Annotated in this window: 24 protein-coding genes and 1 pseudogene; 17 read left to right on the forward strand and 8 right to left on the reverse strand. The window is 63.0% G+C overall.

Translation table 11 applies throughout. The annotated features are described in order from the left end of the window. Nucleotide 1 precedes the first annotated feature (1 nt). Both M2394_RS22090 and M2394_RS22095 read left to right on the forward strand, forming a co-directional pair. Nucleotides 2-826 carry a sugar phosphate isomerase/epimerase gene (locus tag M2394_RS22090; RefSeq protein WP_259174582.1) on the forward strand — a complete coding sequence of 275 codons (825 nt, stop codon included), beginning with the start codon at nt 2-4 and terminating at the stop codon, nt 824-826. 89 nt (nt 827-915) lie between these two features. Then, nucleotides 916-1,866, forward strand: a complete 951-nt coding sequence (locus M2394_RS22095; protein WP_259174583.1) for a Dyp-type peroxidase — start codon at nt 916-918, stop codon at nt 1,864-1,866. 19 nt (nt 1,867-1,885) lie between these two features. Here M2394_RS22095 and M2394_RS22100 read toward each other — a convergent pair whose 3' ends face one another. Further along, nucleotides 1,886-2,758, reverse strand: coding sequence for an undecaprenyl-diphosphate phosphatase (locus M2394_RS22100; RefSeq protein WP_178919688.1), 873 nt, complete (start codon nt 2,756-2,758; stop codon nt 1,886-1,888). 287 nt (nt 2,759-3,045) lie between these two features. On the opposite strand from M2394_RS22100, the gene M2394_RS22105 reads away from it, so the two are divergent. The 6 genes from M2394_RS22105 to M2394_RS22130 all read left to right on the forward strand — a co-directional run bounded on the left by M2394_RS22105 (nt 3,046) and on the right by M2394_RS22130 (nt 10,215). Beyond that, nucleotides 3,046-3,552, forward strand: coding sequence for a GNAT family N-acetyltransferase (locus tag M2394_RS22105; protein ID WP_178919689.1), 507 nt, complete (start codon nt 3,046-3,048; stop codon nt 3,550-3,552). Between the two features lie 275 nt (nt 3,553-3,827). Then, nucleotides 3,828-5,384 (forward strand): ABC transporter substrate-binding protein, encoded by a 1,557-nt coding sequence (locus tag M2394_RS22110; RefSeq protein ID WP_178919690.1) that lies wholly within the window; start codon nt 3,828-3,830, stop codon nt 5,382-5,384. 12 nt (nt 5,385-5,396) lie between these two features. After that, nucleotides 5,397-6,338 carry an ABC transporter permease gene (locus M2394_RS22115; protein ID WP_259174584.1) on the forward strand — a complete coding sequence of 314 codons (942 nt, stop codon included), beginning with the start codon at nt 5,397-5,399 and terminating at the stop codon, nt 6,336-6,338. Further along, nucleotides 6,335-7,189 carry an ABC transporter permease gene (locus M2394_RS22120; protein ID WP_178919692.1) on the forward strand — a complete coding sequence of 285 codons (855 nt, stop codon included), beginning with the start codon at nt 6,335-6,337 and terminating at the stop codon, nt 7,187-7,189. The genes M2394_RS22115 and M2394_RS22120 overlap by 4 nt, the downstream gene beginning before the upstream one ends. A gap of 2 nt (nt 7,190-7,191) precedes the next feature. Beyond that, nucleotides 7,192-8,820, forward strand: a complete 1,629-nt coding sequence (locus M2394_RS22125) for an ABC transporter ATP-binding protein (protein WP_259174585.1) — start codon at nt 7,192-7,194, stop codon at nt 8,818-8,820. 111 nt (nt 8,821-8,931) lie between these two features. Next, nucleotides 8,932-10,215 carry an OprD family porin gene (locus M2394_RS22130; RefSeq protein WP_259174586.1) on the forward strand — a complete coding sequence of 428 codons (1,284 nt, stop codon included), beginning with the start codon at nt 8,932-8,934 and terminating at the stop codon, nt 10,213-10,215. Between the two features lie 146 nt (nt 10,216-10,361). On the opposite strand, the gene M2394_RS22135 is transcribed toward M2394_RS22130, so the two are convergent. Further along, complete coding sequence (locus tag M2394_RS22135; protein ID WP_178919695.1) at nt 10,362-11,240, reverse strand: FCD domain-containing protein; 879 nt, start codon at nt 11,238-11,240, stop codon at nt 10,362-10,364. 141 nt (nt 11,241-11,381) lie between these two features. Between M2394_RS22135 and M2394_RS22140 the strand changes: the two genes are divergently transcribed. From M2394_RS22140 to M2394_RS22155, 4 genes are all read left to right on the forward strand, one after another. Beyond that, complete coding sequence (locus M2394_RS22140; RefSeq protein ID WP_259174587.1) at nt 11,382-12,887, forward strand: serine hydrolase; 1,506 nt, start codon at nt 11,382-11,384, stop codon at nt 12,885-12,887. A gap of 12 nt (nt 12,888-12,899) precedes the next feature. Beyond that, nucleotides 12,900-14,195 (forward strand): aminotransferase class III-fold pyridoxal phosphate-dependent enzyme, encoded by a 1,296-nt coding sequence (locus M2394_RS22145; RefSeq protein ID WP_259174588.1) that lies wholly within the window; start codon nt 12,900-12,902, stop codon nt 14,193-14,195. Further along, nucleotides 14,192-15,613: an aldehyde dehydrogenase family protein gene (locus tag M2394_RS22150; protein WP_259174589.1), complete on the forward strand. Its 1,422-nt coding sequence runs from the start codon at nt 14,192-14,194 to the stop codon at nt 15,611-15,613. The genes M2394_RS22145 and M2394_RS22150 overlap by 4 nt, the downstream gene beginning before the upstream one ends. An 80-nt stretch (nt 15,614-15,693) precedes the next feature. Then, nucleotides 15,694-15,960, forward strand: a complete 267-nt coding sequence (locus M2394_RS22155) for a hypothetical protein (RefSeq protein WP_256732825.1) — start codon at nt 15,694-15,696, stop codon at nt 15,958-15,960. A 5-nt stretch (nt 15,961-15,965) separates the two neighbouring features. On the opposite strand, the gene M2394_RS22160 is transcribed toward M2394_RS22155, so the two are convergent. Beyond that, complete coding sequence (locus M2394_RS22160) at nt 15,966-16,898, reverse strand: GlxA family transcriptional regulator (RefSeq protein ID WP_178919699.1); 933 nt, start codon at nt 16,896-16,898, stop codon at nt 15,966-15,968. Nucleotides 16,899-17,058: 160 nt separating this feature from the next. Here M2394_RS22160 and M2394_RS22165 point away from each other — a divergent pair, with 160 nt between their 5' ends. Together M2394_RS22165 and M2394_RS22170 are read left to right on the forward strand one after the other, a co-directional pair. After that, complete coding sequence (locus tag M2394_RS22165; RefSeq protein ID WP_259174590.1) at nt 17,059-17,736, forward strand: type 1 glutamine amidotransferase domain-containing protein; 678 nt, start codon at nt 17,059-17,061, stop codon at nt 17,734-17,736. 79 nt (nt 17,737-17,815) lie between these two features. Then, complete coding sequence (locus M2394_RS22170) at nt 17,816-18,937, forward strand: alkene reductase (protein WP_259174591.1); 1,122 nt, start codon at nt 17,816-17,818, stop codon at nt 18,935-18,937. A 127-nt stretch (nt 18,938-19,064) separates the two neighbouring features. Here M2394_RS22170 and M2394_RS22175 read toward each other — a convergent pair whose 3' ends face one another. Then, on the reverse strand, nt 19,065-20,063 hold the full coding sequence (locus tag M2394_RS22175; protein WP_259174593.1) for an NAD(P)H-quinone oxidoreductase: 999 nt from the start codon (nt 20,061-20,063) through the stop codon (nt 19,065-19,067). A gap of 160 nt (nt 20,064-20,223) precedes the next feature. Between M2394_RS22175 and M2394_RS22180 the strand changes: the two genes are divergently transcribed. Beyond that, nucleotides 20,224-21,099, forward strand: coding sequence for a LysR family transcriptional regulator (locus M2394_RS22180; RefSeq protein WP_259174594.1), 876 nt, complete (start codon nt 20,224-20,226; stop codon nt 21,097-21,099). Between the two features lie 153 nt (nt 21,100-21,252). Here the strand turns inward: M2394_RS22180 and M2394_RS22185 are convergent, their stop codons facing one another. Then, nucleotides 21,253-22,071: an alpha/beta fold hydrolase gene (locus tag M2394_RS22185; RefSeq protein ID WP_259174595.1), complete on the reverse strand. Its 819-nt coding sequence runs from the start codon at nt 22,069-22,071 to the stop codon at nt 21,253-21,255. Between the two features lie 149 nt (nt 22,072-22,220). On the opposite strand from M2394_RS22185, the gene M2394_RS22190 reads away from it, so the two are divergent. Then, nucleotides 22,221-23,288 (forward strand): NAD(P)-dependent alcohol dehydrogenase, encoded by a 1,068-nt coding sequence (locus M2394_RS22190; RefSeq protein ID WP_259174596.1) that lies wholly within the window; start codon nt 22,221-22,223, stop codon nt 23,286-23,288. On the opposite strand, the pseudogene M2394_RS22195 reads toward M2394_RS22190, so the two are convergent. Together M2394_RS22195 and M2394_RS22200 are read right to left on the reverse strand one after the other, a co-directional pair. Then, nucleotides 23,285-23,431 (reverse strand): annotated as a pseudogene (locus M2394_RS22195) (hypothetical protein); the annotation flags it as partial. The gene M2394_RS22190 and the pseudogene M2394_RS22195 overlap by 4 nt on opposite strands. A gap of 27 nt (nt 23,432-23,458) precedes the next feature. Continuing rightward, nucleotides 23,459-25,057: an SMEK domain-containing protein gene (locus M2394_RS22200; protein WP_259174597.1), complete on the reverse strand. Its 1,599-nt coding sequence runs from the start codon at nt 25,055-25,057 to the stop codon at nt 23,459-23,461. A 148-nt stretch (nt 25,058-25,205) separates the two neighbouring features. Here M2394_RS22200 and M2394_RS22205 point away from each other — a divergent pair, with 148 nt between their 5' ends. Continuing rightward, on the forward strand, nt 25,206-25,706 hold the full coding sequence (locus M2394_RS22205) for a hypothetical protein (protein ID WP_259174598.1): 501 nt from the start codon (nt 25,206-25,208) through the stop codon (nt 25,704-25,706). Between the two features lie 12 nt (nt 25,707-25,718). Here the strand turns inward: M2394_RS22205 and M2394_RS22210 are convergent, their stop codons facing one another. Beyond that, complete coding sequence (locus M2394_RS22210) at nt 25,719-26,291, reverse strand: LuxR C-terminal-related transcriptional regulator (RefSeq protein ID WP_178919707.1); 573 nt, start codon at nt 26,289-26,291, stop codon at nt 25,719-25,721. Nucleotides 26,292-26,310 lie beyond the last annotated feature (19 nt).

A 26,310-nucleotide genomic window follows, 5' to 3' on the forward strand; every position in this document is an offset into this window, starting at 1 on the left:
TATGCGCCAATTCCTGGTATTCCAATCCCTATGGGCCATGCAAACCGAACCCGGCCCGCTGGAGGCGCAACTCGACCGCATCAAGGCTGCCAGTTTCGACGGCGTCACCGACCACTACTGGAAGCCCGCCGACGTTGCCCGGCTGCACGCGGCGGCCACGGCCAGGGGCTTGCAGATCGAAGGCCAGCTGTTCCCACAAAGCGTCGACGACCTGGCCGCAGCGTTGGACGTGATCAGCCGCCATGGTTGCCATCACCTCACGCTGCAAGCCGACGTGCGCCCGCGCACCCAAAGCGAAGCCGCGCGCTTGGTGGAAGGCTGGCAGCGATTGGCCGAGCAGGTGGACTTTCCGGTACTGCTGGAAACCCATCGCTATCGCCTGACCAACGACCTGCTGTTCACCCTCGACCTGCTGGCGCAAATGCCCGACCTGAAACTGCTGGCCGACCTGTCCCACTACGTGGTCGGGCGTGAGTTGCCCGAACCTGGCGCGCTTGAAGACGACGAACAGATCCGCACAATCCTGCGCCATAGCTGGGGCTTTCATGGCCGCGTGGCCAGCAGCGAGCAGGTGCAGGTTTCGCTGGAGTTCCCCCAGCACCAGGCCTGGGTACAGCGGTTTACCGAGTGGTGGCGCTACGGGATCAGCGACTGGCTGGCGCGCCCCGACACGCCGCAGAGCTTGTCCTTCACCTGCGAACTCGGCCCGCCGCCCTATGCGATCACCGGCGCCGATGGCCACGAGATCAGTGATCGCTGGGCCGAAGCCTTGAAACTGCAGGCGCTGGTTCGCACCCTATGGCACCGCTGCACCGAGACCTCGTAGGAGCCGGCTTACCGGCGATGGCGCCCGTAAAATCGCCATCGGATCTGCTAATCTGCCCGGGTCTTTAGCCCCCAGCCCGGACTCTCACCATGTCGACATCCTCTGCTCAGCCGCCCCTGGAACCGCAATCCGTCTGCCACCCCATCACCAGCAGCGCCATCTTCATGGTCGCCACCCTTGCCCCCGGCAGTGAAGACACGGTGCGTGGCTGGTGCGCCGACATCGCCGGGCTGGTGCGTTCGGTGGGCAAGCGCGTGCCAGCGGGCAACCTCACGTGTGTGTGCGGGTTTGGCTCGGATGCCTGGGATCGACTGTTCGGCGCGCCACGCCCGGCCGCACTGCACCCGTTCCGCGAATTCGGTGTGCCAGGGCGCCTGGCGGTGTCGACACCGGGGGATATCCTGCTGCACATCCGCGCCGAACAGATGGACCTGTGCTTCGAACTGGCCACCCATCTCATGGCGGCCTTGGGCGACGCGGTGAAGGTGGTGGATGAGGTGCAGGGTTTCCGCTATTTCGATATGCGCAGCATCATCGGCTTTGTCGACGGCACCGAAAACCCGGTGGGGCGCAAGGCCGAGGGTTTCACCATCGTGGGCGATGAAGACCGCGAGTTCCGCGGCGGCAGCTATGTGCTGGTGCAGAAGTACCTGCACAACATGACGGCCTGGAATGGCCTGACGGTGGAGGCCCAGGAGAAGGTGATCGGGCGCACCAAGTTGTCGGATATCGAATTGGACGAGGAAGCCAAGCCGAGCAACTCCCACAGCGCGCTCACCGTCATCACGGACGAGAACGGTGAAGAAGTGAAGATCCTGCGCGACAACATGCCCTTCGGCCGGCCGGGGGCAGGGGAGTTCGGCACCTATTTCATTGGGTATGCACGTTCGCCGCAGCCGTTGGAATTGATGCTGGAGAACATGTTCGTCGGTCGCCCGGTGGGCAATTACGACCGCTTGCTGGATTTCAGCACGGCAGTCACGGGCGGGTTGTTCTTCGTGCCCTCGGCCGACCTGCTCGAAGAGCTGGCCGACCGCTAACCACAATCCCCTGTAGGAGTCAGCTCAGCAGGCCGGTGCTGACTGCCACAATCAGGAATACCCCGAGCAACGCGCGGTAGATCACGAACGGCCAGGTGGAGAACCGCTCCAGGAACTTCATCAGGCCCCAGATCGCGAAGAACGCCGAGACGCTCGCCACCACCAGCCCGAAGATCAGGTGCGGCCAGGCGTGGGCCGGCATGTCCGCATGCAACAACACCCACAGCTCCTTCAATCCGGCGAGGGCGATGGCTGGCAAGCCCAGCAGGAAGGAGAAACGCGCGGCTTCTTCACGCTTGAAGTTGAGGAACAGCGCGGCGGTGAGGGTGGAGCCGGAACGCGACACGCCCGGGATCAGCGCGCCAATCTGCGCGATACCCACGATCAACGCATCGCGCAGGCGCATTTCGCTCACTTCGCGGGTGTGGCGTGCGCGCACTTCGGCCACGGCCAGCAACACCGCCATGACCACGCAGGAAATGCCGATCACCATCAACCCACGCAACGGCGAGTTGCAGGCGTTCAGGGTCGAGGACAGTGCGAGGCCGGCAATCCCGATCGGGATGGTCGCCAGCACAATCGCCACCGCCAGCTTGAACCAGCGGTCGTTGTAGTCGCCCCGGCGCACCGCGCCGATGCTGCCGGTGGTCACTTGGCGCACATCACGCCAGAAGTAACTGACCACCGCCGCCAGCGCCGCCAACTGCATGGCCGCCGAAAACGCCGAGCCCGGGTCCTGCCAGCCGAGCAGGGCGGGTACCACCCGCATGTGGGCCGTGGACGACACCGGCAACAGTTCGGTAATGCCCTGGATCACGCCCAGGATGAAGATCTGCAGGTAATCCAGGGAGGCAAAGCCCACATCCAGGCCGGCGGTACAGACGTTGGTCAAAATACATGTCCTTAAAATGAATAACCATGCAGTGAGCGGGCTCGCCCCGCGCCGCGTCGGTCCAGACACCGCACACTCATGGGAGAAACCCGGAACCTGGTCTGGCGCCGCGCGGGGCAAGCCCGCTCACTACAATTTTGGGGAAGTTTATTCTAAATGTTTCAGGATTTTGGACGGGGCCAGGTAAATCCGCAATCGGTTCAGCAAACAGAAAGGTTATGCAATGTATTGGCCTGCGCAGGCCTTTTGTGAACAATGGCGCCCTGCGTTTTTTGACCGAGAGCCCCATGCCTGAAACCACCGTCGAATTGATCCAGACCGGCCCCGACGCCTTGGAGTTGATCCGCAATCTCTACCAGTACTACGCCTATGAGTCCTCCGACTGGGAACAGGAAGATGTCGAGTCCGACGGGCGCTTCTATATCCATGACGAGCACCTGGTGCGCTACTGGGAAGACCCGCAATGGAGCGCCCACCTGCTGCTGGTGGAGGGTTACATCGCCGGCTTCCTGCTGATCGAAGGCAGCGAGTTGCCGGGTGTCGACGCCCTGGAACTGGCCGATCTGTTCATTCTCAAGCGCTACCGGCGCAAAGGCATTGGCCGCGCCATCGCCACCCAAGTGCTGTGCAGCGGCGAGCGCAATTGGCTGGTGCGTTTCTATGACCAGGACGAAGTGTCCCAGGCGTTCTGGCGCACGGTGCTGGACAACCTGCCGCGCCCGGTGCAAGCCCTGGAACTGGACGATGACCCGCAGCTGGTCAATTACCTGATTACGCGGGTGGCGCTGCATTGAGGATTGGCGGGTTCATCTAAAAGAGGCTTCGGCCTCTTTTTTTTGTCTGCGTTTCGGCCCATTCGCTGTAGCTGTCTCTGACTTTAATGTTTTTAAATGCATAAAAAAACATTTACAAGCAGGGTGCATGCTGTGAATATGTCCCGGCGAATTTAAAAAAACAAAAATCATCCGCGGCCATGACCTCGCTCAGGCCATAACAATAACGACCTAACACAGGCTTGAAGCCGGCTCCTGCCCCTGGCCGGTCTTTTCAGCGAAGGAGAACGTCTCCCGTGAATCGCTTACTCAATGGAACGCTATGTGTCACCCTCGCACTGGGCGCCGGCCTCGCGCAGGCCCAGAGCACTTTGCGCGTGGGCTTGAACGCCGATATCCGCAGCACTGAACCGGGCGTCAACCGTGATGAGAACACCGACACGGTGATGCTGCACATCGTCGAGGGCCTCGTGGCTCACCGTGAAGACGCCTCCGTCGGCCCATTGCTGGCCCGCGAGGTGCTGCGCTCGGACGACGGCATGACCTACACCTTCAAACTGCGTGAAGGCGTGCACTTCCAGAATGGCGCCACCCTGACCGCCCAGGACGTGAAGTGGACCTGGGAGCGTTACCTCAACCCCAAGACCCAATGGCGCTGCCTGGCCGAATTCGATGGTCGTGGCGGGGCGAAGATCACCGGCATCGACACGCCGGACCCACTCACGGTGGTGTTCCACCTTGACCAGCCCAGTGGCTTGTTCCTGGCCTCGATGGCACGCCCCGACTGCGGTGGCAGCGGCATCCTGCACCGCGACTCGCTGTCGGCCGATGGCAGTTGGAAGGCGCCGGTGGGCACTGGCCCGTTCAGCCTCACCGAATGGAAGCCCGGCCAATACGTGGTGTTGTCGCGTTTCAAGGACTACAGCCCGCGTGACGAAGCCGGGCCGGATGGTTTCACCGGCAAGAAGCAGGCGCTGGTGGATGACCTGCGCTTCATGGTGATCCCCGACCCGTCGTCGGCCAAAGCCGCCTTGATGTCCAACAACATCGACCTGCTGCCCAACGTCAGTGCCAGCGATGCCGAGGAGCTGAAAGCCACGCCGGGCGTACAGATTTCGTTCAGCCCGATCATGGCCATCTGTGGCTTGCTGTTCCAGACCAACGACCCGCTGCTCAAGGATGTGCGCATCCGCCGGGCCATTGCTGCGTCCCTTGATTACGGGCAGATGGTCACCGCGTTGTCCAACGGCACCTCCGAGCCGAACAACTCGGCGATCCCGCAGACCAGCCCGTTCTACAGCGCCACCGCCAAACAGGGTTACCACCACGACCCGCAACTGGCCCAGCGCCTGCTCAAAGAGGCCGGCTACAACGGCCAGCCGATCAAGATGATCGTCAACAAGCGTTACTCGCAGATGTTCGACATGGGCCTGCTCAGCCAGGCCATGGCGGTGGCCAGCGGCTTGAACATCCAGATGGAAACCCTGGAGTGGGGCACCCAGCTGGAGCGCTACCAGAGCGGCAACTACCAGATGATGGCGTTTTCTTATTCCTCGCGCCTGGACCCGGCCACCAGCTTCGACTCGCTGATGGGCGACAAGACCAAGGAACCCCGCAAAGTCTGGGACAACCCCCAGGCCCAGGTGGTGCTGCGCGAAGCAGTGCGTGAGAGCGACACGGCCAAGCGTCAGGCGTTGTTCGACCAACTGCACACGATGATGATCCACGACACGCCGATGGTGATCATCTACAACGGCACGGTCGCCGCAGCGCTGCGCGACAGCGTCAAGGGCTTCCACTCGTGGCCGGTGTCATCGCCACGGTTGTGGGGCGTCAGCCTCGCGGCACAGTAACAGGGCCTGAACATGTTGCGTTTTATCCTGCAAAAACTCGGGATGGCGGTGCCTACGCTGTTGCTGATTTCGGTGATGGTGTTCGCGTTGATCCGGCTGATTCCCGGCGACCCGGCACTGCTGATGCTCGGCGATATGGCCGACCCACAAAGCCTGGCGGACATGCGCCACACCCTCGGCCTGGATCACTCGTTGGTGACCCAGTTCCTGATCTGGTTCAAGGCCGTGTTGAGCTTTGACCTGGGCTTTTCCATCAGCACCAAACAGGCGGTGCTGCCGCTGATCCTCGACCGGTTCAGCGTCAGCGCGACCATCGTGCTGGTGGCGGTGCTGCTGGCCACGCTGATTGCGGTGCCGATCGGCCTGATCGCTGCCTGGAAACAGAACAGCGCCCTCGACCTGGGGTTGGTGTCCGTGGCGACCTTGCTGCTGTCGATCCCCAGCTTCTGGCTCGGCCTGTTGTTGCTGCATGCGTTCGGCATCCAGCTAGGCTGGCTGCCAGTGGTGGGCTACGTGAGTTTTGCACAGGCTCCCTGGCAAGCCATTAGCTACATGGTGCTGCCGGTGGTGACCCTGACCCTGGTGGAAGTCGGCGCGATCACCCGCATGGCGCGGGCCAGCACGATCGAAGTGCTGCGCCTGGAATACATTGCCCATGCCCGGGCCAAGGGTCTGTCGGAGCGTGCCGTGCTGTGGAAACACGCCTTGCCCAACGCCTTTGCGCCCACCTGGACCCTGGTGGGGCTGATCCTCGGCAACCTGCTGGGGGGCATTGCGGTGCTGGAAACCGTGTTCACCTTGCCGGGTATCGGCCGGTTGATGGTGGACGCGATTTTCGCCCGCGACTATCCCGTGCTACAGGGCTGCCTGTTGCTGATCACCTTTATCTATGTGCTGGTCAACCTATGTGTGGATCTGCTCTATCCGCTGTTCGATCCAAGGGTGAAGTTATGAGTTCGACAATTGCCGTGTCGGCGCCGGCCAAGCGCCGCCGCGCCTGGGCACCGGCCAACGCCTTGATCGGCGGCGGGTTACTGGTGGCTCTGGTGGTCCTGGCCTTGATGGGGCTGGTGTGGTCGCCGTTCGACCCGCTGAAGATCGACTTGCTGTCGCGCTTCCAGGCGCCATCGGCCGCCCATTGGCTGGGCACCGATGAGTTCGGTCGCGATGTGTTCAGTCGCTTGTTGATCGGTGCACGCACCAGCCTGTGGGTGAGCCTGCTGACGGTGAGTGTGGCAGTTATCGCCGGCACCTTGATCGGCATGCTCGCCGGTTACCTGCGCGGCTGGACCGACCGCCTGTTGATGATGTTCAACGATGCGCTGCTGGCATTCCCTGGCATCCTCATGGCCCTGGGCATCATGGCGATCATCGGCGCGAGCAAGTACGGCATCGTGTTGGCCCTGGGCATCGCCTACACGCCTTCGGTGGTGCGCGTGGTGCGCGGCACGGTGTTGTCCCTGCGCGAGCTGGAGTACATCGAAGCGTCGCGGGTCATCGGCAATTCCGAGCTGTACACCATGCTGCGGCACATCGCACCGAACTGCCTGGCACCGTTGTGCGTGCTCGCCACCAGCATGTTCGGCTGGGCATTGCTGTCGGAAAGTGCCCTGAGCTTCCTCGGCCTGGGCGTGCCGCCACCGGCCGCGACCTGGGGCAACATGCTCGCCAGCAGCCGTCCCTACATCGCCTCTGCACCCTGGCTGGGCGTATTCCCCGGGCTGTTTATCTGCCTGACGTTGCTGGCGATCAACCTGTTTGGCGATGCACTGCGTGATCGCCTCGACCCACGGATGAGGAAGTGAACATGTCGGCCAATCCTGTTTTGCTCAACGTGGAGCACCTGAAGATCCGGGTAGGTGAGCACGGCCCGTTGGCGGTGGATGACTTGAGTTTCAGCATCGCCCCCGGTGAGATCGTGGCGTTGGTGGGCGAGTCTGGCAGCGGCAAGACCATGGCCGCCCGCGCCGCCATCGGCCTGCTGCCGTTGCCCATGCAGGTGTGCGGTGGGCGCCTGGATTTTCAGGGGCGTGACCTGGCCAGTGTGAGCAGCGAAGAGCTGCGCGGCATTCGCGGCGCGAGCATCGGCATGGTGTTCCAGGAGCCCATGGTGTCGCTCAATCCGGCGTTGAAGATCGGCCAGCAGATGAGTGAAGCGCTCAGGCTGCACACCGACCTCGATCCGCCGCAGATTCGCGAACGTTGCCTGACCATGCTGCGGCGTATCGGCATCAAGGCGGCCGAACGTTGCCTGGAGTCTTACCCGCACCAGTTCTCCGGTGGCATGCGCCAGCGCATCATGCTGGCCTCGGTGATGCTGCTGCGCCCGGCGTTGTTGATCGCCGACGAGCCCACTACCGCGCTGGACTGCCTGGCGCAGTTGGACGTGATCGAGTTGATGCTGGAACTGACCCGCGAGCAGGGCACCGCGATCCTGTTTATCAGCCATGATCTGTCCCTGGTCGCTCGTTATGCCCACAAGGTGGTGGTGATGCGCCACGGCAAGGCGGTGGAGCAGGGCAGCATCGACGACATCCTGCTGGCGCCCAGGGCCGACTACACCCGCCAACTGCTGGAAGCCTTGCCCCGGCGTGGCGAGCTGGCAGCGCTGCCGGCGAGCAATGGGCCATTGGTCGAGGTGGACCAGGTGTGCATCGAGCACCCCGGGCCGACCTCGTTCTGGGGCAAGCGCCAGTTCAATCGTGTGGTGCATTCGGCCAGCCTGGTGATCGCCCCCGGCGAAACCCTGGCGCTGGTGGGGGGCAGCGGTTCGGGCAAGACCACCCTGGGGCGTTCGCTGGTGGGGTTGATCAAGCCCTGCGCCGGGGCGATCCGCTTCAAGGGCGTGGACATCCTCAAGGCGGCCAACCGTACCCATCGCTTGCAGTGCCAGATGATTTTCCAGGACCCGTATTCGTCCCTGAACCCACGGATGAAAATCGGTGAAATCCTCGCCGAACCGTTGCGTCACGAGCCCGGCCTGAACGCTGCCGAGCGCCGCGAGCGGGTGACGCAGACCCTCAAGGACATCGGCCTGGGCGAGCAGTTTGTCGAGCGCTTCCCCCATCAGCTCTCGGGGGGGCAGCGCCAGCGCGTGGCCATCGGCCGGGCCCTGGTGCGTCACCCGCAACTGGTGATCGCCGACGAGCCGATCTCAGCCTTGGACATGACCATCCAGAAGCAGATCCTCGAGCTGTTCGAGCGTTTGCAGGCCCAGTACGGCTTTGCCTGCCTGTTCATTTCCCATGACCTGGCGGCGGTGGAGCGCATCGCCCATCGGGTGGCGGTGATGCACCAGGGCAATGTGGTGGAAGTGGGTTCGCGCGAGCAGATCTTCGATCACCCGCAGCACCCGTACACCCGGCAGTTGCTGGCCGCCGCCAGCCCGCTGGAACAGTTGCCGGACGGCGGCTACCGAATACGCCCGGCCATTTAAAACCCTGATTTCACTCGGCGCGCAGGCCGTGAAGCCTGCGCGATGGGGAACGTCGTGCCCAGAAAAACAATAAGACCTACTCACTCCCAACGACTGCCAGGAGCCAAGACCATGCATAACAACACGCTCAACCTGATCCTGAAGGGCGCCGGCCTCGTGAGCGGGGGCCTGCTGTGCGCCCCCGCCCAGGCGGACTTCATCAAGGACAGCAAGGCGGATCTGGAGCTGAAAAACTACTACTTCAACCGCGATTACCGTGAAGACGCCGGGCAATCCAAGCGCGAGGAATGGGCCCAGGGGTTCATCCTCAACCTCAAGTCGGGGTTCACCGAGGGCACCGTGGGGTTGGGTATCGACGTGGTCGGCATGCTCGGGCTGAAGCTCGACTCCAGCCCGGATCGTTCCGGCTCGGGCCTGTTGTCCCGGGACAACGACGCCACGCCGGGCAAACCGAGCTACGCCAAGCGCGCCCATGACGAATATTCCAAATACGGCGTGACCGGCAAGGTGCGCTTTGCCAAGAGCGAACTGCGCAGCGGCTACCTGCTGCCCGACTTGCCGACCTTGCAGCCCAACACCAGCCGTCTGTTCCCGCAGACCTTTCGCGGTACCCAGGTGACCTCCACCGATATCGCCGGGCTGGCCCTGATCGGCGGGCAGATCGACCAGACCAGGCAGCGCGAGTCCACCGACTACGAAGACATGGCGCTGACCAGCCAGAACGGCGCCTACAAAAGCACGGGCAAGAGTGATCGTTTCCGCTTTGCCGGTGGCGATTACAAGCTCACCCCGGGGATGACTCTCAGCTACCACTTTGCGCAGTTGGAAGACATCTACCAGCAGCACTTCGTGGGCGTGAAAAACAGCTTTGCCCTGGGCGGCGGCACGCTCAAGACCGATATCCGCTACTTCGACGCCGACAAGTCCGGCGCCGGCCTGGCCGGCAAGGTGGACAACCGTGCGCTGAGTACGCGGGCGATGTTCAGCTACAAGGGCCACAGCTTCGGTGGCGGCTATCAGGAACAGTACGGGGAGACGCCGTTCACCTACGTGGATGGCACCAACACCTACCTGTTTTCCGAGTACCAGTTGAGCAACTTTTCCCAGACCAACGAGCGGGTCTGGCATGCGCGCTATGACTTCGACTTTGCGGCACTCGGGGTGCCCGGGCTGACGTTTTCCACGCGGTGGGCCAAGGGCGACCAGGCCGAGGTGAAGGGGTTTGCGGGGGAGGGACGTGAGTGGGAGCGGGATATCGACCTGGGCTATGTGTTTCAGTCCGGAGCGCTCAAGGGGGTGTCGCTGCGCTGGCGCAACGGGTTGAGCAAGGCCAACTATTTCCGGGACATGAATGAGAACCGGGTGATTGTTGGCTACACCGTGGCGCTCTGGTAATGACGACGGGCGGGATGTGGTGTGCTCGGTCCAAATGTGGGAGCTGGCTTGCCTGCGATAACGGTCTCTCGGTGTGCGTATCCGTTGCTGCAGTCAAACCTGCGTTCGGCCAGCGTGCTCGGTCTCCCCGCACGACGGCAAGGTCATTAGCCCTTGTTCCTGGCCACCCGCAACTTGCTCGCCACATCCAAATGCCGGTGCAACAACGTCGACGCCCACTCGTTATCCCCTTGCTCCAGCGCATCCAGGATTGCCAGATGCTCGCAGCACGACACCTTGACCCGCTCCGGGTTGTTGACGGTGTGGAACTCGGTCAGGCGGCGCAGGCGGTTCTGTTGCTGGATGGCTTGCAGGAGGTAGCCATTGCCCGATGCCGCCGCCAGCAGTTCATGGAACTCGGCGTTGTACTCGATGAAGCGTTGCCCATCGACCTTGCCTTCGAGCAGTTCCATCTGGCGTTCGCGGCAGCGGCGAAATTGTTCGGGGTTGATCTTGAAGGTCGGCTCCATCAACCCCGCAGGCTCCAGCAGCATGCGAAAGCGGTAGCTCTCGAAACGAGTCTGCGGGCTGTTCAGGGTCGGCAGGAACTGCCAGCCGTGGCCGTGTTTGCGTTGCATCACGCCTTCGTCCGACAGGCGCAGCAGGCAGCGGCGCAACACGCTTTTGCCGACGCCGTAGCGGCGCAGCAGGTCGCTTTCGGAAATCTGATCGGGCAGCACCTGGTTCAGCCGGTCGTCAATCAGCCGTGTGTACAGCTCGTCCTCTTCGTTATGCAACTGCGTGAACTGTTGCACCAGGCCATCGGCCGCTTCCAGCGGCACGCGATAGCCCTGCTGGGGCAGCGGCTCGATGGCCTTCTGTTCGGCCAGGTACACCAGCGCGCTGCGGATCGGCGAGCGCGATACGCCCAGGCGCTGGGCCAGCTCCACTTCCTTGAGGTGCAAACCGGGTTGCAGGTCACCGCTGGTGATGGCGGCCAGGATCTGACCGGCGACTTTGGTCTGCAGCGAAGTGAGTGGGGACATGGCGCGTGATCGTTCCTGTGACAGGGAGGGCAAGGATACCCGGAAATTCTGAATTATAGAGGGCTCAAATACATCTGGGCCGTTGTGAATAAATCTTTATCTGCATTATTTGAAATATAAAAACATTTTCGAGGATCCATCATGACCTACATCCCGCTGCCAAGGGCCTTGCCCGCCGACCGTGGCGTCGATCCCGCCGGTGTTGTCGACTTCCTCCAGGCCGTCGCCGATATCGGCCTTGAACTGCACAGTTTCCTGCTGTATCGCCAAGGCGCCGTGGTGGTCGAGGCCTATTGGCAGCCCTATTCGGCCCACCGCTTGCACGTGCAGCATTCGGCAACCAAGAGCTGGACCGCCACCGCCATCGGCCTGTTGATCGACGACGGCCGCCTGAGCCTGGATGCCAAGGTGGTCAGCTTCTTCCCCGAACTCTGCCCGCAGCCCATCAGCGCCAACCTTGCGGCAATGACCGTGGAAGACCTGCTGACTATGCGCACCGGTCACTCTCGCGGAATCTCCGGCGGCGACTGGCGCAACCTGCAGAGCAGTTGGGTCGAGGCATTCCTCAATGAGCCGGTGGATGAGCCACCGGGTCAGTCATTCATCTACAGCAGCGCGTCGAGTTTCATGTTGTCGGCCATCGTGACCCAAGTCACCGGGCAAACGATGCAGGCGCTGTTGCAGGAGCGCGTGCTCGATGACTTGGGGCTTGACCACCTGGAGTGGGACCTGGCCCCGGGTGGTTTCAACTCGGGTGGCAATGGCCTGAGCTGCACCAGTGAAGACTCGCTGAAATTCGGCGTGCTGCACCTCAACCGGGGCCAGTGGCAGGGGCGCCAGCTGTTATCGCCACACTGGGTGGCCGATGCCACGCGTAACCAGGTGGAAGACGTGTGGATGGGCGAGTTCGACGGCAAGCAATACCTGCCGCGTGACAAGAACAAGGCCAATGAGGCCCAGCGCGAAGGCTACGGCTACCAGTGGTGGATGACCGAGCACGGCGGCTATTACGCCTCGGGCGTGTTTGGCCAGCACTGCATGGTACTGCCGGACCAGGACACGGTGATTGTCTTCACCAGTGGCCTGCGCCTGGGGGAGAAACGCTTGCATGCGGCGCTGTGGCAGCACCTGTTCCCGGCGTTGGGCCGCACGGCCATTGATGCCCAGGCCAGCCAGGCACAACTGGAGGCGCTGATCGACGGCCTGCGTTTGCCGAGCTTGCAGGGTTTGAAAACTTCGCCGGCCAGCCAGGGCTTGCAAGGCCGTTTCGCCATGGAGCCAAACGAAGACGGCGTGCGCGAAATCGCCTTTGATTTCCAGGGCGATCACTGCGATTTCACCCTGGTGGATCATCGCGGCACTCACCACGTGCGCGCCGGTTTCCAGCAGCCGCTGGAGACGCTCACCAGCCTTACCGGTAACTACCTGCACCACCAATACCAGCCGGAACAGACCCCGGTGATCGCCCAGGCACGCTGGTCCACCGAGGGGGCGCTGATCATGGATTGGCGCTTTGTCGAAACGGCCTTCGGTGACCATGTCAGCTGCCGTCTGCAGGACGGTCGCCTGCGCTTCGACCGTGGCGTCAACACCAACGCCGGCAGCTTGCAACGTCCGACCCTGAGCGGGTCGCGCATCCAGCTTTAAGGAGTACACCTCATGACCTCATCCCTGTGGGCCCCGTTTACTGCGATGCGCCCGTTCAATCGCCAGCCGATGCTGTTCGACCGCGCGGCCGGCATGCACTACACCACGCCTGAAGGCCGCCAGGTGCTGGATGCCATGGCCGGGCTGTGGTGCGTCAATGCCGGGCATGGCCAGGCGCAGATCGTCGAGGCGATTCGTGAAGCGGCGGGGCGCCTGGACTTCGTGTCCTCGTTCAAGATGAGCCACCCGGCCGCGCTGACCCTGGCCGATCGCCTGGTGGCCACGGCCCCGGCCGGCCTGGACAAGGTGTTTTTCACCAACTCCGGTTCCGAAGCGGTGGACACTGCGCTGAAGATCGCCCGTGCCTACCACCAGGCCCGGGGCGATTGCCGCAGGACCAAGTTAATCGGCCGTGCCAAGGGCTATCACGGCATGGGGTTTGGCGGGTTGTCGGTGTCGGGGATCGGCCGGCAGAAACGTGATTTCGGCCCGTTGCTCGGTGACGTAGCGCACTTGCCGTTGCCCTATGACGCGGGTTCGCGGTTCAGCGCCGGCCAGCCGGAGCAGGGTGCGCACTATGCCGATGCGCTGCTGCAACTGCTGGAGGTCCACGACCCGGCCACTGTGGCGGCGGTGATTGTCGAGCCGGTCACCGGTTCCGGTGGGGTGTATGCACCGCCACTGGGCTACCTGCAAAAGCTGCGCGAGCTGTGTGATCGCCATGGATTGTTGCTGATTTTCGACGAGGTCATCACCGGCTTCGGGCGCGTGGGGCATTCGTTCGCCGCCCAGGCGTTCGGTGTGACGCCAGACCTGATGTGCCTGGCCAAAGGGCTCACCAACGGTGCCGTGCCCATGGGCGGTGTGCTGGTCAGCGGCACGGTGTATGAGGCTTTCATGCAAGGCCCGGAACAGGCCATCGAGCTGATGCATGGCTACACCTATTCCGCCCATCCGCTGGCCTGCGCGGCCGGTTTGGCCACCCTGGAGGTGCATGGGGCACTGGGCATCAATGCCCGTGTGCAGCAGATTGCGCCGCTGTGGCAGCGCACCGCACTGGGGTTGCGTGATAACCCGTGGGTGCAGGACGTGCGCGCCATCGGCTTGCTGTGTGCCGTCGAACTCAAACCCCGCGACGGTGCCCCGGGCGCCAGGGCGGGCGAGGTGGCGCAGCGCTGTTTCGACGCCGGTGTGCTAGTGCGGGCTTCCGGGGAAAACATCGTGCTGTCGCCACCGTTGATCATCGACGAAGAACAGGTCGCGCTGGTTTTCAACACCTTGGGCCACGCCCTTGAGGCCACCCGATGAACAGCCTGGATTTCTATATTGACGGTGCCTGGGTCAAACCGTCGGGCGGTGAAACCTTGCCGGTGATCAATCCCTCCACCGAACGCACCATCGCGACCATCAGCCTGGGCACTACCGTCGACCTTGACCGTGCCGTGACGGCGGCCAGGCGAGGATTCAACGGCTACGCGCAGTGGTCCCGCGAACAGCGCCTGGACCTGCTGGCCGCCATCATCGACGGCTACCGCCAACACAGCGAAACGCTGGCGCAGTGTGTGCACCAGGAGATGGGCGCACCGTTGTCCCTGGCCCGCAGCGCGCACGTCCCGGCAGGTCTGGGCCACTTGCAGCGCGCCCATGAGGTACTCAAGGACTATGCCTTCGACCAACTCCACGGCAGCACGCTGATCAGCCGCGAGCCGATCGGCGTGTGCGGCTTGATCACACCGTGGAACTGGCCGCTCAACCAGCTCACCTGCAAGCTCGCCCCGGCCCTGGCGGCGGGGTGCAGCATGGTACTCAAGCCGAGTGAAAAAGCACCGCTGTCGGCCATGTTGCTGGCGGACATCCTGCATCAGGCCGGCGTGCCCAAGGGGGTATTCAACCTGGTCAACGGTGATGGGCCGACCCTCGGGGACGGCATCGCTCGGCATGCCGGTATCGACATGGTGTCGTTCACCGGTTCCACCGGTGCGGGCATTGCGGTGGCGAAGGCAGCGGCGGATACGGTCAAGCGGGTGTCCCAGGAATTGGGCGGCAAGTCGGCCAACCTGATCCTGGCCGATGCTGATCTGGACGCCGCTGTGCGCCATGGCGTGAGCAGTTGTTTTCGCAACAGCGGGCAGTCGTGCAATGCGCCGACGCGCATGCTGGTGCCCCGTGCCTTGCAGGCCCGTGCGTTGGCGATTGCCCGAGACGTCGCTGCTGGCATCTGCTTTGACGACAGCCACCCAGGGAGCGCCATGGGCCCCTTGGCCAACCAGGCGCAGTTCGAACGGGTACAGGCGTTGCTGGGTAGCGTGGACATTGCACCGGTGTGCGGCGGCGTGGGGCGGCCCGAAGGTATGACCACCGGGTTCTACGCAAGGCCGACGGTATTCGCAGATGTCGACCCGAACTCGCCCATCGCCCGTGAGGAAGTGTTCGGCCCGGTGCTGGTGATCATCCCCTATGACAGCGAAGAACACGCCATCGCCCTCGCCAATGACAGCCCCTATGGTCTGTCGGGCTATGTCAGTGCCGGCAGCCTGGAACGGGCGCAGGCCGTGGCACGGCGCTTGCGCACTGGTATGGTTCATCTCAATGGCAGCAAGGCTGACAACGGCGCGCCGTTCGGTGGTTACAAGCAATCGGGCAACGGGCGCGAGTGGGGGGTGTTCGGCCTGGAGGATTACCTGGAGGTGAAGTCGCTGTTCGGCTACCAGCCGGGAGAGGGTTGACGATAAGGTTGAACTTAGCCGAGCCTGTTAGCTCCTAGACTCGTCGGCCGCTCTGGCCCTGAATTTCACAAGGAAGCGAAATGAGCTTGTTCCCTTTGCCAAAAATGCTTGTCAGTGCCGCGATGTTGTTGACCCTGGGCGGTTGCGTGACGATGTCCGGCGATTACAACGTCACGGCGGTGGACGCCAATGGGCAGCCGATCAAGATGGTAATGACCAGCCATGGCAGTGCGATCTACTCCTCGCGCAACGCGTTCTGCAGCAACTTCCCGAAAGCCACGGTGACCATCCGCGACTTCCACACCGGCGAAGAACTCAAGAGCGAAAGCCCTTACCACTGCCGCTAGGCGTTCTAGCTCCTGAACACCTGCTGCATGGCCTGGGGCGGTTGCCCGAAGGCCCGCAGGAAGGCCTGGCGCATGCGCTCGCGATCACCGAAGCCGGTTTCGCGGGCCACCACCTCGACCGGGTGGCGGCTGGTTTCCATCAGCACCCGGGCGGCTTCCACCCGCAGCGACTCGATGGCCTTGGCCGGCGTTTGCCCGGTTTCCTCGCGGAACACCCGGCTGAACTGGCGTGGGCTCAAGCGCGCCACATCGGCCAGGGCGTCCACCGACAGGTCGTGGGTGAGGTTCTCGCGGGCATAGGCCAGGGCCAGTTGCACGCGGTCGGACCTGGGGTCCAGTTCCAGCAGTGCCGACACCTGCGACTGCTCGCTGCCCCGACGCTGGGCGATCACCAGCTTGCGTGCGATGCGCCGGGCGAGGTCGTGGCCCAGGTCGTTCTCCACCATGGCCAGTGCCAGGTCCACGCCGGCGCTCATGCCGGCCCCGGTCCACACCTGGCCATCCACCACGAACAACTTGTCTTCTTCCAACTGGATATGCGGATAACGCTTGCGAAAGGCCGGCGCGTGGATCCAGTGGGTGGTGGTGCGCTTGCCTTCCAGCAGGCCGGCGTCGGCCAGCACGAAGATGCCCATGCACAGCGAGGCCACGCGCCGCGACTGGGCCGAAGCGGCCTTGACCTGCTCCAGCAGGCTGGCCTCCGGCAGGCGGAACTCCATGTAGCCGCCGACGATCAATGTGTCATAGCCCTGTGGCCGGATCGGCGTGGTATTCACCGAGAAACCCTGGGACGTCATCACTGCGCCGCCGTTTTCCGACACCAGGTGGAATTCGTAGGCCGGCTCGCCCTGCAACAGGTTCGCGCATTCGAACACCGAGGCCACGCTGAGGCTCAGGCATTCGAAATTTGGGTAAACCAGCAGCGCAACACTGTGCATCGTTATTCTCCAAGGGGCATGGCAAGAGGGGGATTGTCGGCGGCGGGTGGGCAAACGGCAACTGCCATCGGGTATGTCCGAAAACCTTGCGGATATGACGTTGTGGCAACACCCCCCGGCTCCTAAGCTTCAACCCACACTCATCCCGAGGCACTCGACAATGAAAGTATTGATGGTATTGACCTCTCACGATCAGTTGGGAGACACCGGCCGCAAGACCGGCTTCTGGCTTGAAGAGTTTGCTGCACCCTATTACGCGTTCAAGGACGCCGGTGCCCAGATCGTGCTGGCATCCCCAGCCGGTGGTCAGCCGCCGCTGGACCCGGTCAGCGACCTGCCGGACTTCCAGACCGAGCAGACCCACCGCTTCGCCGCCGACCCGGCTGCGCAACAGGCCCTGGCCAACACCGTGAAGCTGGACACGGTGAGCGCCGCCGACTTCGACACGGTGTTTTACCCCGGCGGCCACGGCCCGCTGTGGGACCTGGCCGAATCGCCCACCTCCATCGCCCTGATCGAGGCGTTCGAGCGGGCCGGCAAGCCTATCGGTTTCGTGTGCCACGCGCCGGGTGCGTTGCGCCATGTCAAGGCCGCCAACGGTGAGCCGCTGGTCAAGGACCGCCGCGTGACCGGGTTCTCCAACTCGGAAGAAGCCGCCGTAGAACTGACCGATGTGGTGCCGTTCCTGGTGGAGGACGAATTCAAGAAACTGGGCGGCCTGTACGAGAAGGGCGCTGACTGGCAATCCTTCGTGATCGTGGACGGCACGTTGGTGACCGGGCAAAACCCTGGCAGCTCCAGTGACGTGGCCAAGGCCCTGCTGAAACTCACCGCGTAATTTAATTAATCCCCTTATTGATTGGCGACTCCCAGGAGTCGCCAATGCTTTTGCTCGTCCAGGATTTGGAAAACCTCCCATGACAGACCCCATTTTAAGCACCCCGGTCACGCTGGGCGGCCATACCTTGCGCAATCGTATTGTGCTGCCGCCGCTGACCCGCCAACGCAGCGCCCAACCCGGTGATATCGCCACCGACCTGATGGCGCAGTATTACCGCCAGCGCGCCACGGCGGGCTTTATGGTCAGTGAAGGCACGCAGATCGAACCCCGTGGCCAGGGCTACGCCTGGACGCCGGGCATCTACACGCCGGAGCAGGTCGAGGGCTGGCGTAAGGTCACGGATGCCGTGCATAGCGAAGGCGGGGTGATCTTTGCCCAGCTGTGGCATGTGGGGCGCGTGTCTCACCACGGCCTGCAGCCAGAGGGAGCGGCCCCAGTGGCGCCGTCGGCTCTCCAGCCCCAGCAGGTCAAAGCCTTTATCGAAACCGCGCCGGGGGCCGGGGAGTTGGTGCAACCGCCGGTTCCTCGCGCGCTAAGGACTGAGGAGGTCAAGGACTTGGTCCGCCTGTATGCCGAGGCCGCACGCAACGCGATGGCGGCGGGTTTTGACGGTGTGGAGATTCATTCGGCCAACGGCTACCTGGTCAACCAATTCATTTCGGCGCACGCCAACACCCGTGACGACGAATACGGCGGCTCGGTGCACAACCGCCTGCGTTTCCTGCGTGAAATCGTCGCTGCCGTGAGTGAGGTGGTCGGCCCGCAGCGCCTGGGCGTGCGGTGCTCGCCCTTGTTCAGCGGCACCGACCAGGACCGCGTGTACATCGGCCTGGTGGAAGAGGACCCGCATTACACCTACCTCGAAGCGATCAAGGTGTTGGAGGCGGCGGGAATCGCCTACGTGTCCATCGCCGAAGCCGACTGGGACAATGCCCCGGAACTGCCGGACACGTTCCGCCGTGATGTGCGCGATACCTTCAGCGGGCGGATCATCTACGCCGGCCGCTACACCGCCGAGCGCGGTGCGCGGTTGGTCGAGGCGGGGCTGGCGGACTTGATCGGCTTTGGTCGCCCGTTCATCGCCAACCCGGACCTGCCGCAGCGGCTGTTCAATGGCTGGCCGTTGAATCCACTGCGGGTGGAAGGGATGTACGGGGGCTCGGAGCAGGGGTATACCGATTATCCCGCCTACCTGTAGAAGCACAGATGTTCAAAACAATGTGGGAGCGGGCTTGCTCGCGAAGGCGGTGGATCAGTCGGTGATTGAGTGACTGATAGGGTGCTTTCGCGAGCAAGCCCGCTCCCACAGGTGGGTGACGGTGGTGTTAGATAACCCGCAACACAATCTTGCCGATGTGATCCCCACCTTCCATCCGTGCATGCGCCTGGTCGGCCGCGGTGTAGTCGAACACCTGGTCGATCATCGGCAGGCAGCGTCCGGCCGACAGCAGCGGCCAAACGTGCTCACGCAGCTGGGCGGCAATTGCCGCTTTTTCCTCGCCGGTGCGCGGGCGCAGCAGTGAACCGGTAACGACTGCGCGCTTGCCGAGGATGGTCAACAGGTCCACGTCATTGGCCCGGGCGCCGCCGAGGAAGCCCAGCATCACCAGCCGGCCGTCCATGGCCAGGGCCTTGAGGTTGTTGTTGAAGTAGGAGCCACCCATGATGTCGAGGATCACATTCACACCCTGGCCCTCGGTTTTCTGGGCGATGACCTCGGCAAAATCCTGCTCGCGGTAATTGATGGCCTCGGCGCCCAGGGCACGGATGGCCGCGCATTTATCTTCGCTGCCGGCCGTGGCGAAGGCCTGGATGCCCAGCTCGCGGCACAGCATCAAGGCGGTGGTGCCGATACCGCTGGTGCCGCCGTGGATCAGCACGCGCTGGCCTTTGTGCGCGCCACCCAAGCCGAACAGGTTGGCCCAGACGGTGAAGAAGGTTTCCGGGATTGCGGCCGCGTGTACCCAGTCCATCCCGTCGGGAACGGGCAGGGCCTGGCCGGCCGGTACCGCGCAGAATTGCGCATAGCCACCGCCGTTGGTCAGGGCGCAGACCTTGTCGCCAATCGCGTATGCACTGACACCTTCGCCCAACGCCACCACTTCGCCGGCCACTTCCAGCCCAGGAAACGGGCTCATGCCGGGGCGCATCGGGTAGGTGCCGGCGCGTTGCAAGGCGTCGGGGCGGTTGACCCCGGCGGCGTGCACGCGAATCAGGATTTCGCCCGGTGCCGGGGAGGGCACGGGCTGCTGACGTGGCTTGAGTACCTCGGGGCCGCCCGGGGTGGTGATTTCAATCAGGGTCATCTGTGCTGGCAGGGTCATGGTGCGAATCCTGTAACGGTGAACGTATGGGGTGGGACCGCAAGGCGCGGTCATTGATTCAGTGGTGTTTCCATGGCGCCCAGCATAACGGCGATCTTTGATGCAATAATGCTGCGATTTGGCAAGTCACTGATGCATATATGCAGCGGGGGAGGTGTATATGAACTGGGATGATGCGCGGGTGTTCCTGGCGGTGTGCCGCGAGTCGACCTTGCGCGGGGCCGCACGGGTGTTGGGGGTGGACCAGGCGACGGTCGGTCGACGGGTCAACGCCTTGGAAAAGTCCTTGAACGCGACGTTGTTTTTGCGCACGTCCGAAGGCTATGCGCTGACGGCGGTGGGCGAGGCGGCCCTGCTGTCGGTGGAAAAGATGGAGCGCTCGGCGATTGAACTTGAGCGCCAGATCCAGGGCCTGGATGACCGCCTGACCGGCACCGTGCGGGTCAGCACCACCGATTCCCTGGCCATCGACTTCCTGATCCCGGCCATCGCCTGCCTGCACGACAAGCACCCCGACGTGCGCGTGCAGTTGGACGCCACCACCCAGATCCTCAGCCTGGCCAAGCGCGAAGCCGATATCGCCGTGCGCAACACCCGCCCGGAAAACCCCGACCTGCTTGCCCGGCGCATCGCTCGCTGGCCGGTGGGGTTATTTGCGTCCCAGGGTTACATCGACCGTCACGGCGTGCCTGAACCGGGCAGCGTGTTTGAAGGCCACGACCTGGTGGTCTATCACCCGCACCTGCACAGCCAGAAAGACCTGGCGCTGGTCAACGAGCCGCTGGGACGTGGGCGCATTGTGGCGGCGGTGGGGTCCAGCCTGTTGGTGCGCCGTTCCATCGCCGCCGGTATTGGCCTGGGTGAATTGCCAGTGGACACCGGCGAGCGCGACGGGCTGGTGCGCGTCTGGCCCGAGCGGACCCGGACCTTGCCTTATGACGTCTGGCTGGTGACCCACGCCGACCTGCGCCACACCGCACGGGTGCGGGTGGTGATCGATGAAATCGTCGCGGCGTTTACCGGCATCGGCGTGTGACCCCCAGCTTGTAGTGAGCGGGCTTGCCCCGCGCCGCGGTGCATCAGGTACACCGCGGTGGCAGGGGTTGGGGCGGCTGCGCCACCCAGCGCGAGCAAGCTCGCTCACTACAAGAGCGCCGTGGTGCATCAGATGCACCGTGGCGGCAGGGGATCAGCGGTTAAGGAAGGCCAGCAGGTCTTCGTTCAGCGCTTGGGTATGGGTGACCGCAAAACCATGCGGCGCATCCTTGTAGACCTTCAACTGGGCGCCCTTGATCAGCTCGGCGGCGACCTTGCCGGTGGTCTCGAACGGCACGATCTGGTCGCCATCGCCGTGAATCACCAGGGTTGGCACGTCGATCTTCGCCATGTCCGGGCGGAAGTCCGTCTCGGAGAACGCAGTGACGCAATCCACCGTGGACTTGAGCGAGGCCTGTAAAGCGATTTGCAAGGTCTGGGTCAACACGCCGGCGGAGACGGTCTGGCCCTTGTTGATCCCGAAGAACGGCGTGTTGAAGTCGGCGATGAACTGCGCGCGGTCCTTGAGCAACCCGGCCTTGATGCCGTCGAACACGGCGGTGGGCACGCCTTGTGGGTAATCCGGTTTCTGGCCGAACAGCGGGGTAACCGCGCCCAGCAACACCAGGCCGGCCACGCGGGCGCTGCCGTGGCGGGCGAGGTAGCGCGCCACGTCGCCGCCGCCCATGGAGAAGCCCACCAGGGTCACGTCCTTGAGGTCCAGGTGTTCGATCAACTGGGCGATGTCATCGGCGAAGGTGTTGTAGTCGTTGCCGGTCCACGGCTGGTCCGAACGCCCGAAGCCGCGACGGTCGAACGCGATGGTGCGAAAACCCCGGCTGCTCAGGTATTCCATCTGGTATTCCCACATATCGGCATCCAGCGGCCAGCCGTGGCTGAACAGCACGGGCTTGCCGCTGCCCCAATCCTTGAAGTAGATCTGCGTACCGTCTTTGGCAACGAATGTGCTCATGGAAAACTCCTGGGAGGGTGGGGTGAAAGCATTACGTCGCACTATTGCGCCAAACCGGACGAAGGGCTTGTACGGATGTGCTCGGTTGAACGGTTCAGCGTCTATGCTGGTCCACTGACCTCCAACGTCAGATCACACAGGTGAACGAAATGGCTAAGACTTACAGCTACGCCGCCCAGAACGCCAAGGATTCCCTCAAGCCCTACACCTTCGAGCGCCGCGCGCCGGGGGCTGATGACGTACAGATCGACATTCTCTTCTGTGGGGTCTGCCACTCCGACCTGCACACCGTGCGCAACGAATGGAACAACACCCTGTACCCCTCGGTACCGGGCCATGAAATCGTCGGCCGCGTCACGGCGGTGGGCGCCAATGTGAAGAAGTTCAAAGTGGGCGACCTGGCCGGTGTCGGTTGCATGGTCGACAGTTGCCAGCACTGCGCATCCTGCGCCGAGGGCGAAGAGCAGTACTGCGAAAACGGCTTTACCGGCACCTACAACGGACCGATGTTCGGGGGTGAGAACACCTTCGGCGGTTACTCGGACAACATCGTGGTCAAGGAACAATTCGTGCTGCGCATCTCCCACGGCGATGCCAACCTGGCGGCCGTGGCACCGTTGCTCTGCGCCGGTATCACCACCTATTCGCCGCTGCACCACTGGAAGGTCGGCCCGGGCAAGAAGGTTGGCGTGGTCGGCCTTGGCGGCCTGGGCCACATGGCGGTGAAAATCGCCCATGCCATGGGCGCCCACGTCACGCTGTTCACCACCTCGCCCAACAAACGCGAAGACGGCCTGCGCCTGGGCGCCGACCAGGTGGTGGTGTCGAAGAACGCGGATGAAATGGCCAAGGTTGCCAACAGCCTGGACTTCATCCTCAACACCGTCGCCGCACCGCACAACCTTGATGCGTTCATCAGCCTGCTCAAGCGCGACGGCACCATGACCCTGGTTGGCGCGCCCGACAGCCCGCACCCGTCGCCGGCGGTGTTCAACCTGATCTTCAAGCGCCGCAGCCTGGCGGGTTCGTTGATCGGCGGCATCCAGGAAACCCAGGACATGCTCGACTTCTGCGCCAAGCACAAGATCGTCTCGGACATCGAGATGATCGATATCCAGAGCATCAACGAAGCTTATGAGCGGATGCTCAAGGGCGATGTGAAATACCGCTTCGTCATCGACATGCAGAGCCTGAAAAAGGAAAGCCACGCGGCCTAACGCACACCCCCCTGTAGGCGCCGGCTCCTGCAGGGGGAGAGTCGTCCAGGCGGGGGGCAGGCCGACAGGTGCTCGTACAAAGTTGTTGCACCCACCCGCATCAACACCACGCCGCCGACCCTCTCGGCACGCTTGCCCGACACTCGCCATGAAAAAACCGTCAACGGCTTTCAAAGGGCGGCAGGGTCGACCCGGATGTCGAGGTAGATGAAGCGCTTTTTCGGGTCAGAGGCGGCCATCTCCAGTTGCTCGCTGATCAACGTGCGGGCGCTCTCAGCGCTCAGCGCGTACTCGCTGCCCTGTGCGTCTGCGCAACGTACCGGCGACTGGCAGAGGTGTGCGATGTCACAGGCCAGGTAGCCGTCAACCCGCTTGGCGCCGGGCGCCGGGGGTGGAATGTTGTCCCAGGCGGCTTGTGTATCCAGCCGTTCCTGAAGCAATCGGCAGCACTGTTCCATCTGCTGCAGGTGTTCAAATCCCTTGGCGACTGTGGGTAGAAACTCATCGTTGAATTGAGCGCTCATTGCCGGTTGCCCCTGGAATTCCCAGCGGCCGTTGAAACGGATGGCGTCCCGCTCATCCAAGGGCAATCGGTCGTCTTGCTGCATCAGCTCAACCAGCAAGGTGCCGGCGCAACTCGCCAGGATCGCGTCGCGCGGCCACTGCTCCCAACTGACGGAAAAGTGCCCGAGCCCCTGCCGCGAAAAGTCACGGATAACGGTGCCTAGAAACAACGCCGCCTGACGGTGGTGAGGGATGTTCCATGGCTGTATGCCCAAGTGTGCAAACACGTCGCCGTAGGTGCCGCAGGCCTTGTAGAACACCAGGAAGGGGATGTCATCGCGCTGCACCAGGCTGCCTTGGGGGCTATCGAATGGGTTGCCGATTTCTTCAGGCGTCACAATGTAGAAATGCGCCGCGCGGTAGCGTTCGGCAATGCCATGGAGCAGCCCCATGACGTCGCCCGAGGTGCGCCACGGGGAGCTGTTGTATGCATCGCCCGTTCGGTCGTCGGTGCCGTTGAGCCAGTCCAGCGGTACATTAAATTGTTCGGCGATTGACGCGCAAAGGGTGGGCGTTAGCCAAGGTTGGAGCCCTTGTGGCGTGGTGAGATCGCCCGGTGCAGCCCTAGGGTCAAGGCCCAGTATTTTGTTGAACTGCGGGCCGCCGATACCGTGGGCGTACCTGACCTGCAGAACACGGTCGGCGTTCTTGTTGAAACTGCCGAGCATGGCCAGTGCGCGTTTACCCATTTCACTTTCCAGCCGTGCGATGGCGTCTGCCAGGCGTGCCTGGCTGTTGTTCGACGCCAAGCGGAACAGGCCCTGCAGGTCAAGAATGTGTTCTGTTGAGTTAAAGACGATGCCGGCGCTTTCAATCTTCGGACCAAGCGAGCGGTAGCGGCTGTCTTCCAGGCGCCCGCAAATCATCACGATGTACAGTTCGCGGGGTTTGTTCGGCAGTTTGGCGAACTGGTCCAGGGTGTGTTTGACCTTGTCGGCGGTTCGACTCACCGTCACTTGAACGCCGGTAAGCCCATCACACGACAGCAGATCGATCCCACGTTGCTGGGGGTTGTGCGCGTTGAGGTTGATGAAGTTTCCCCAATCACTCAGCAACGGCAGCAAATCGGCAATCAACGACTCGGCGAGCAGGTTGTTGTCCTGGAACTGGCTTTTGTTCTTGATCTCGACGTACTGCTTGAAGACCGCCAGGGCCAGCGCCAGTCGGTCCAATTGGGTGTTGCGAGAGTCGTCCGTATCATTCATCGCGATCAGGGGTGCCATGTGTAGGGGTGAATGGATTTTGTCAGGGGTGGTAGCGTATAGCCATGCATTTGGCTATGGTTCGCCCTCGCTGCGCCTTTGGCGTTTGCAACCCTAAGGATTGTGGCCGGTCGGCCTGATAAGGAATGACATGATAGACAGCCCCTTTAACGCGTCCTGGCCTGAGTGGTTCGACGTGAATGTCGACGTTGCCTGGACAAAACCCGTGCCCCATGACGTGTTGTATTGCGGCGCGATCCCCGAGGACGACTACGCCTATTTCTATGCGGTCGTCGCGAGGAAAGGCGGGGAGTGGCTGCCTTACTACATCGGCATGACCTACCGTCAGACTGTTTCGATACGTCTGCAACAAGCCGATCACATCCGGCGCTTGGCCGAGCTTCGGGAGGCACATCCCGACGTCACCTTCAGCATCTGCCTGGGCGTGCCGTCCTTTACGAGCGGTATAGACGATTTGGCAACCATCGAAGACATCGAAGGCATGCTGATCTACGCCAACTGGCACGAAAATATGCTGAACAAGCGCGGCGTCGACAAATTCCGCTCCCGCCAGCAGATCTACATACACAACAGCGGCTGGACCGACCACCTCTACAAGGAAGTGTCCTGCGGCGTGTTCTACCGCGCTTGAAGTGCCGTTCGCTCAGTTGGTCGGGATGATCTTCGACACCAGCTCCACCACCGTCTTGGCCTGCAGCTTCTTCATCAACCGCGCGCGGTGCACTTCCACCGTACGATGGGAGATCGCCAGGCGCAGGGCGATTTCCTTGGACTTGTAGCCGTTGACGATCAACAGGGCGATTTCCCGCTCCCGTGGCGTGAGGTCGCCGGTGCCCTGGTGGGCGCGGTCCAGGCGTTCGAAGTGCCAGATCATCAGCTTGAACGGGTCCTCGGGCGTGAGGGTGTAGCCATGGGATTTGGCCCAGAACACTTCACCGTTTTTGTGCTGCATGAAACGCTCGTCGGAGTAGAAACCGTTGTCGCTGTCGAGCAGCCAGTCGTGGCTGCGCTTGCCGATGGCGTGGTAGTCGGCCTGGGACGGGTAGATCAACAGGGTCAACTGGTTGAGCAGGGCCTCGCGCGGGTAGCCGAACAACTGCAGGAAGGCTTCGTTGCAGTCGATCATCACGCGGTGGCTGGTCACCAGCTGCGGTGCGGGGGAGCGTTGGAACGCCAGGCGTTCGATGTCGGGAAATTGCCGGGTAAACACGGTCATCAGGCATCCTGCCTCGTTG

Source organism: Pseudomonas sp. BIGb0164, assembly GCF_024810135.1.
Taxonomy (GTDB): Bacteria; Pseudomonadota; Gammaproteobacteria; order Pseudomonadales; family Pseudomonadaceae; genus Aquipseudomonas.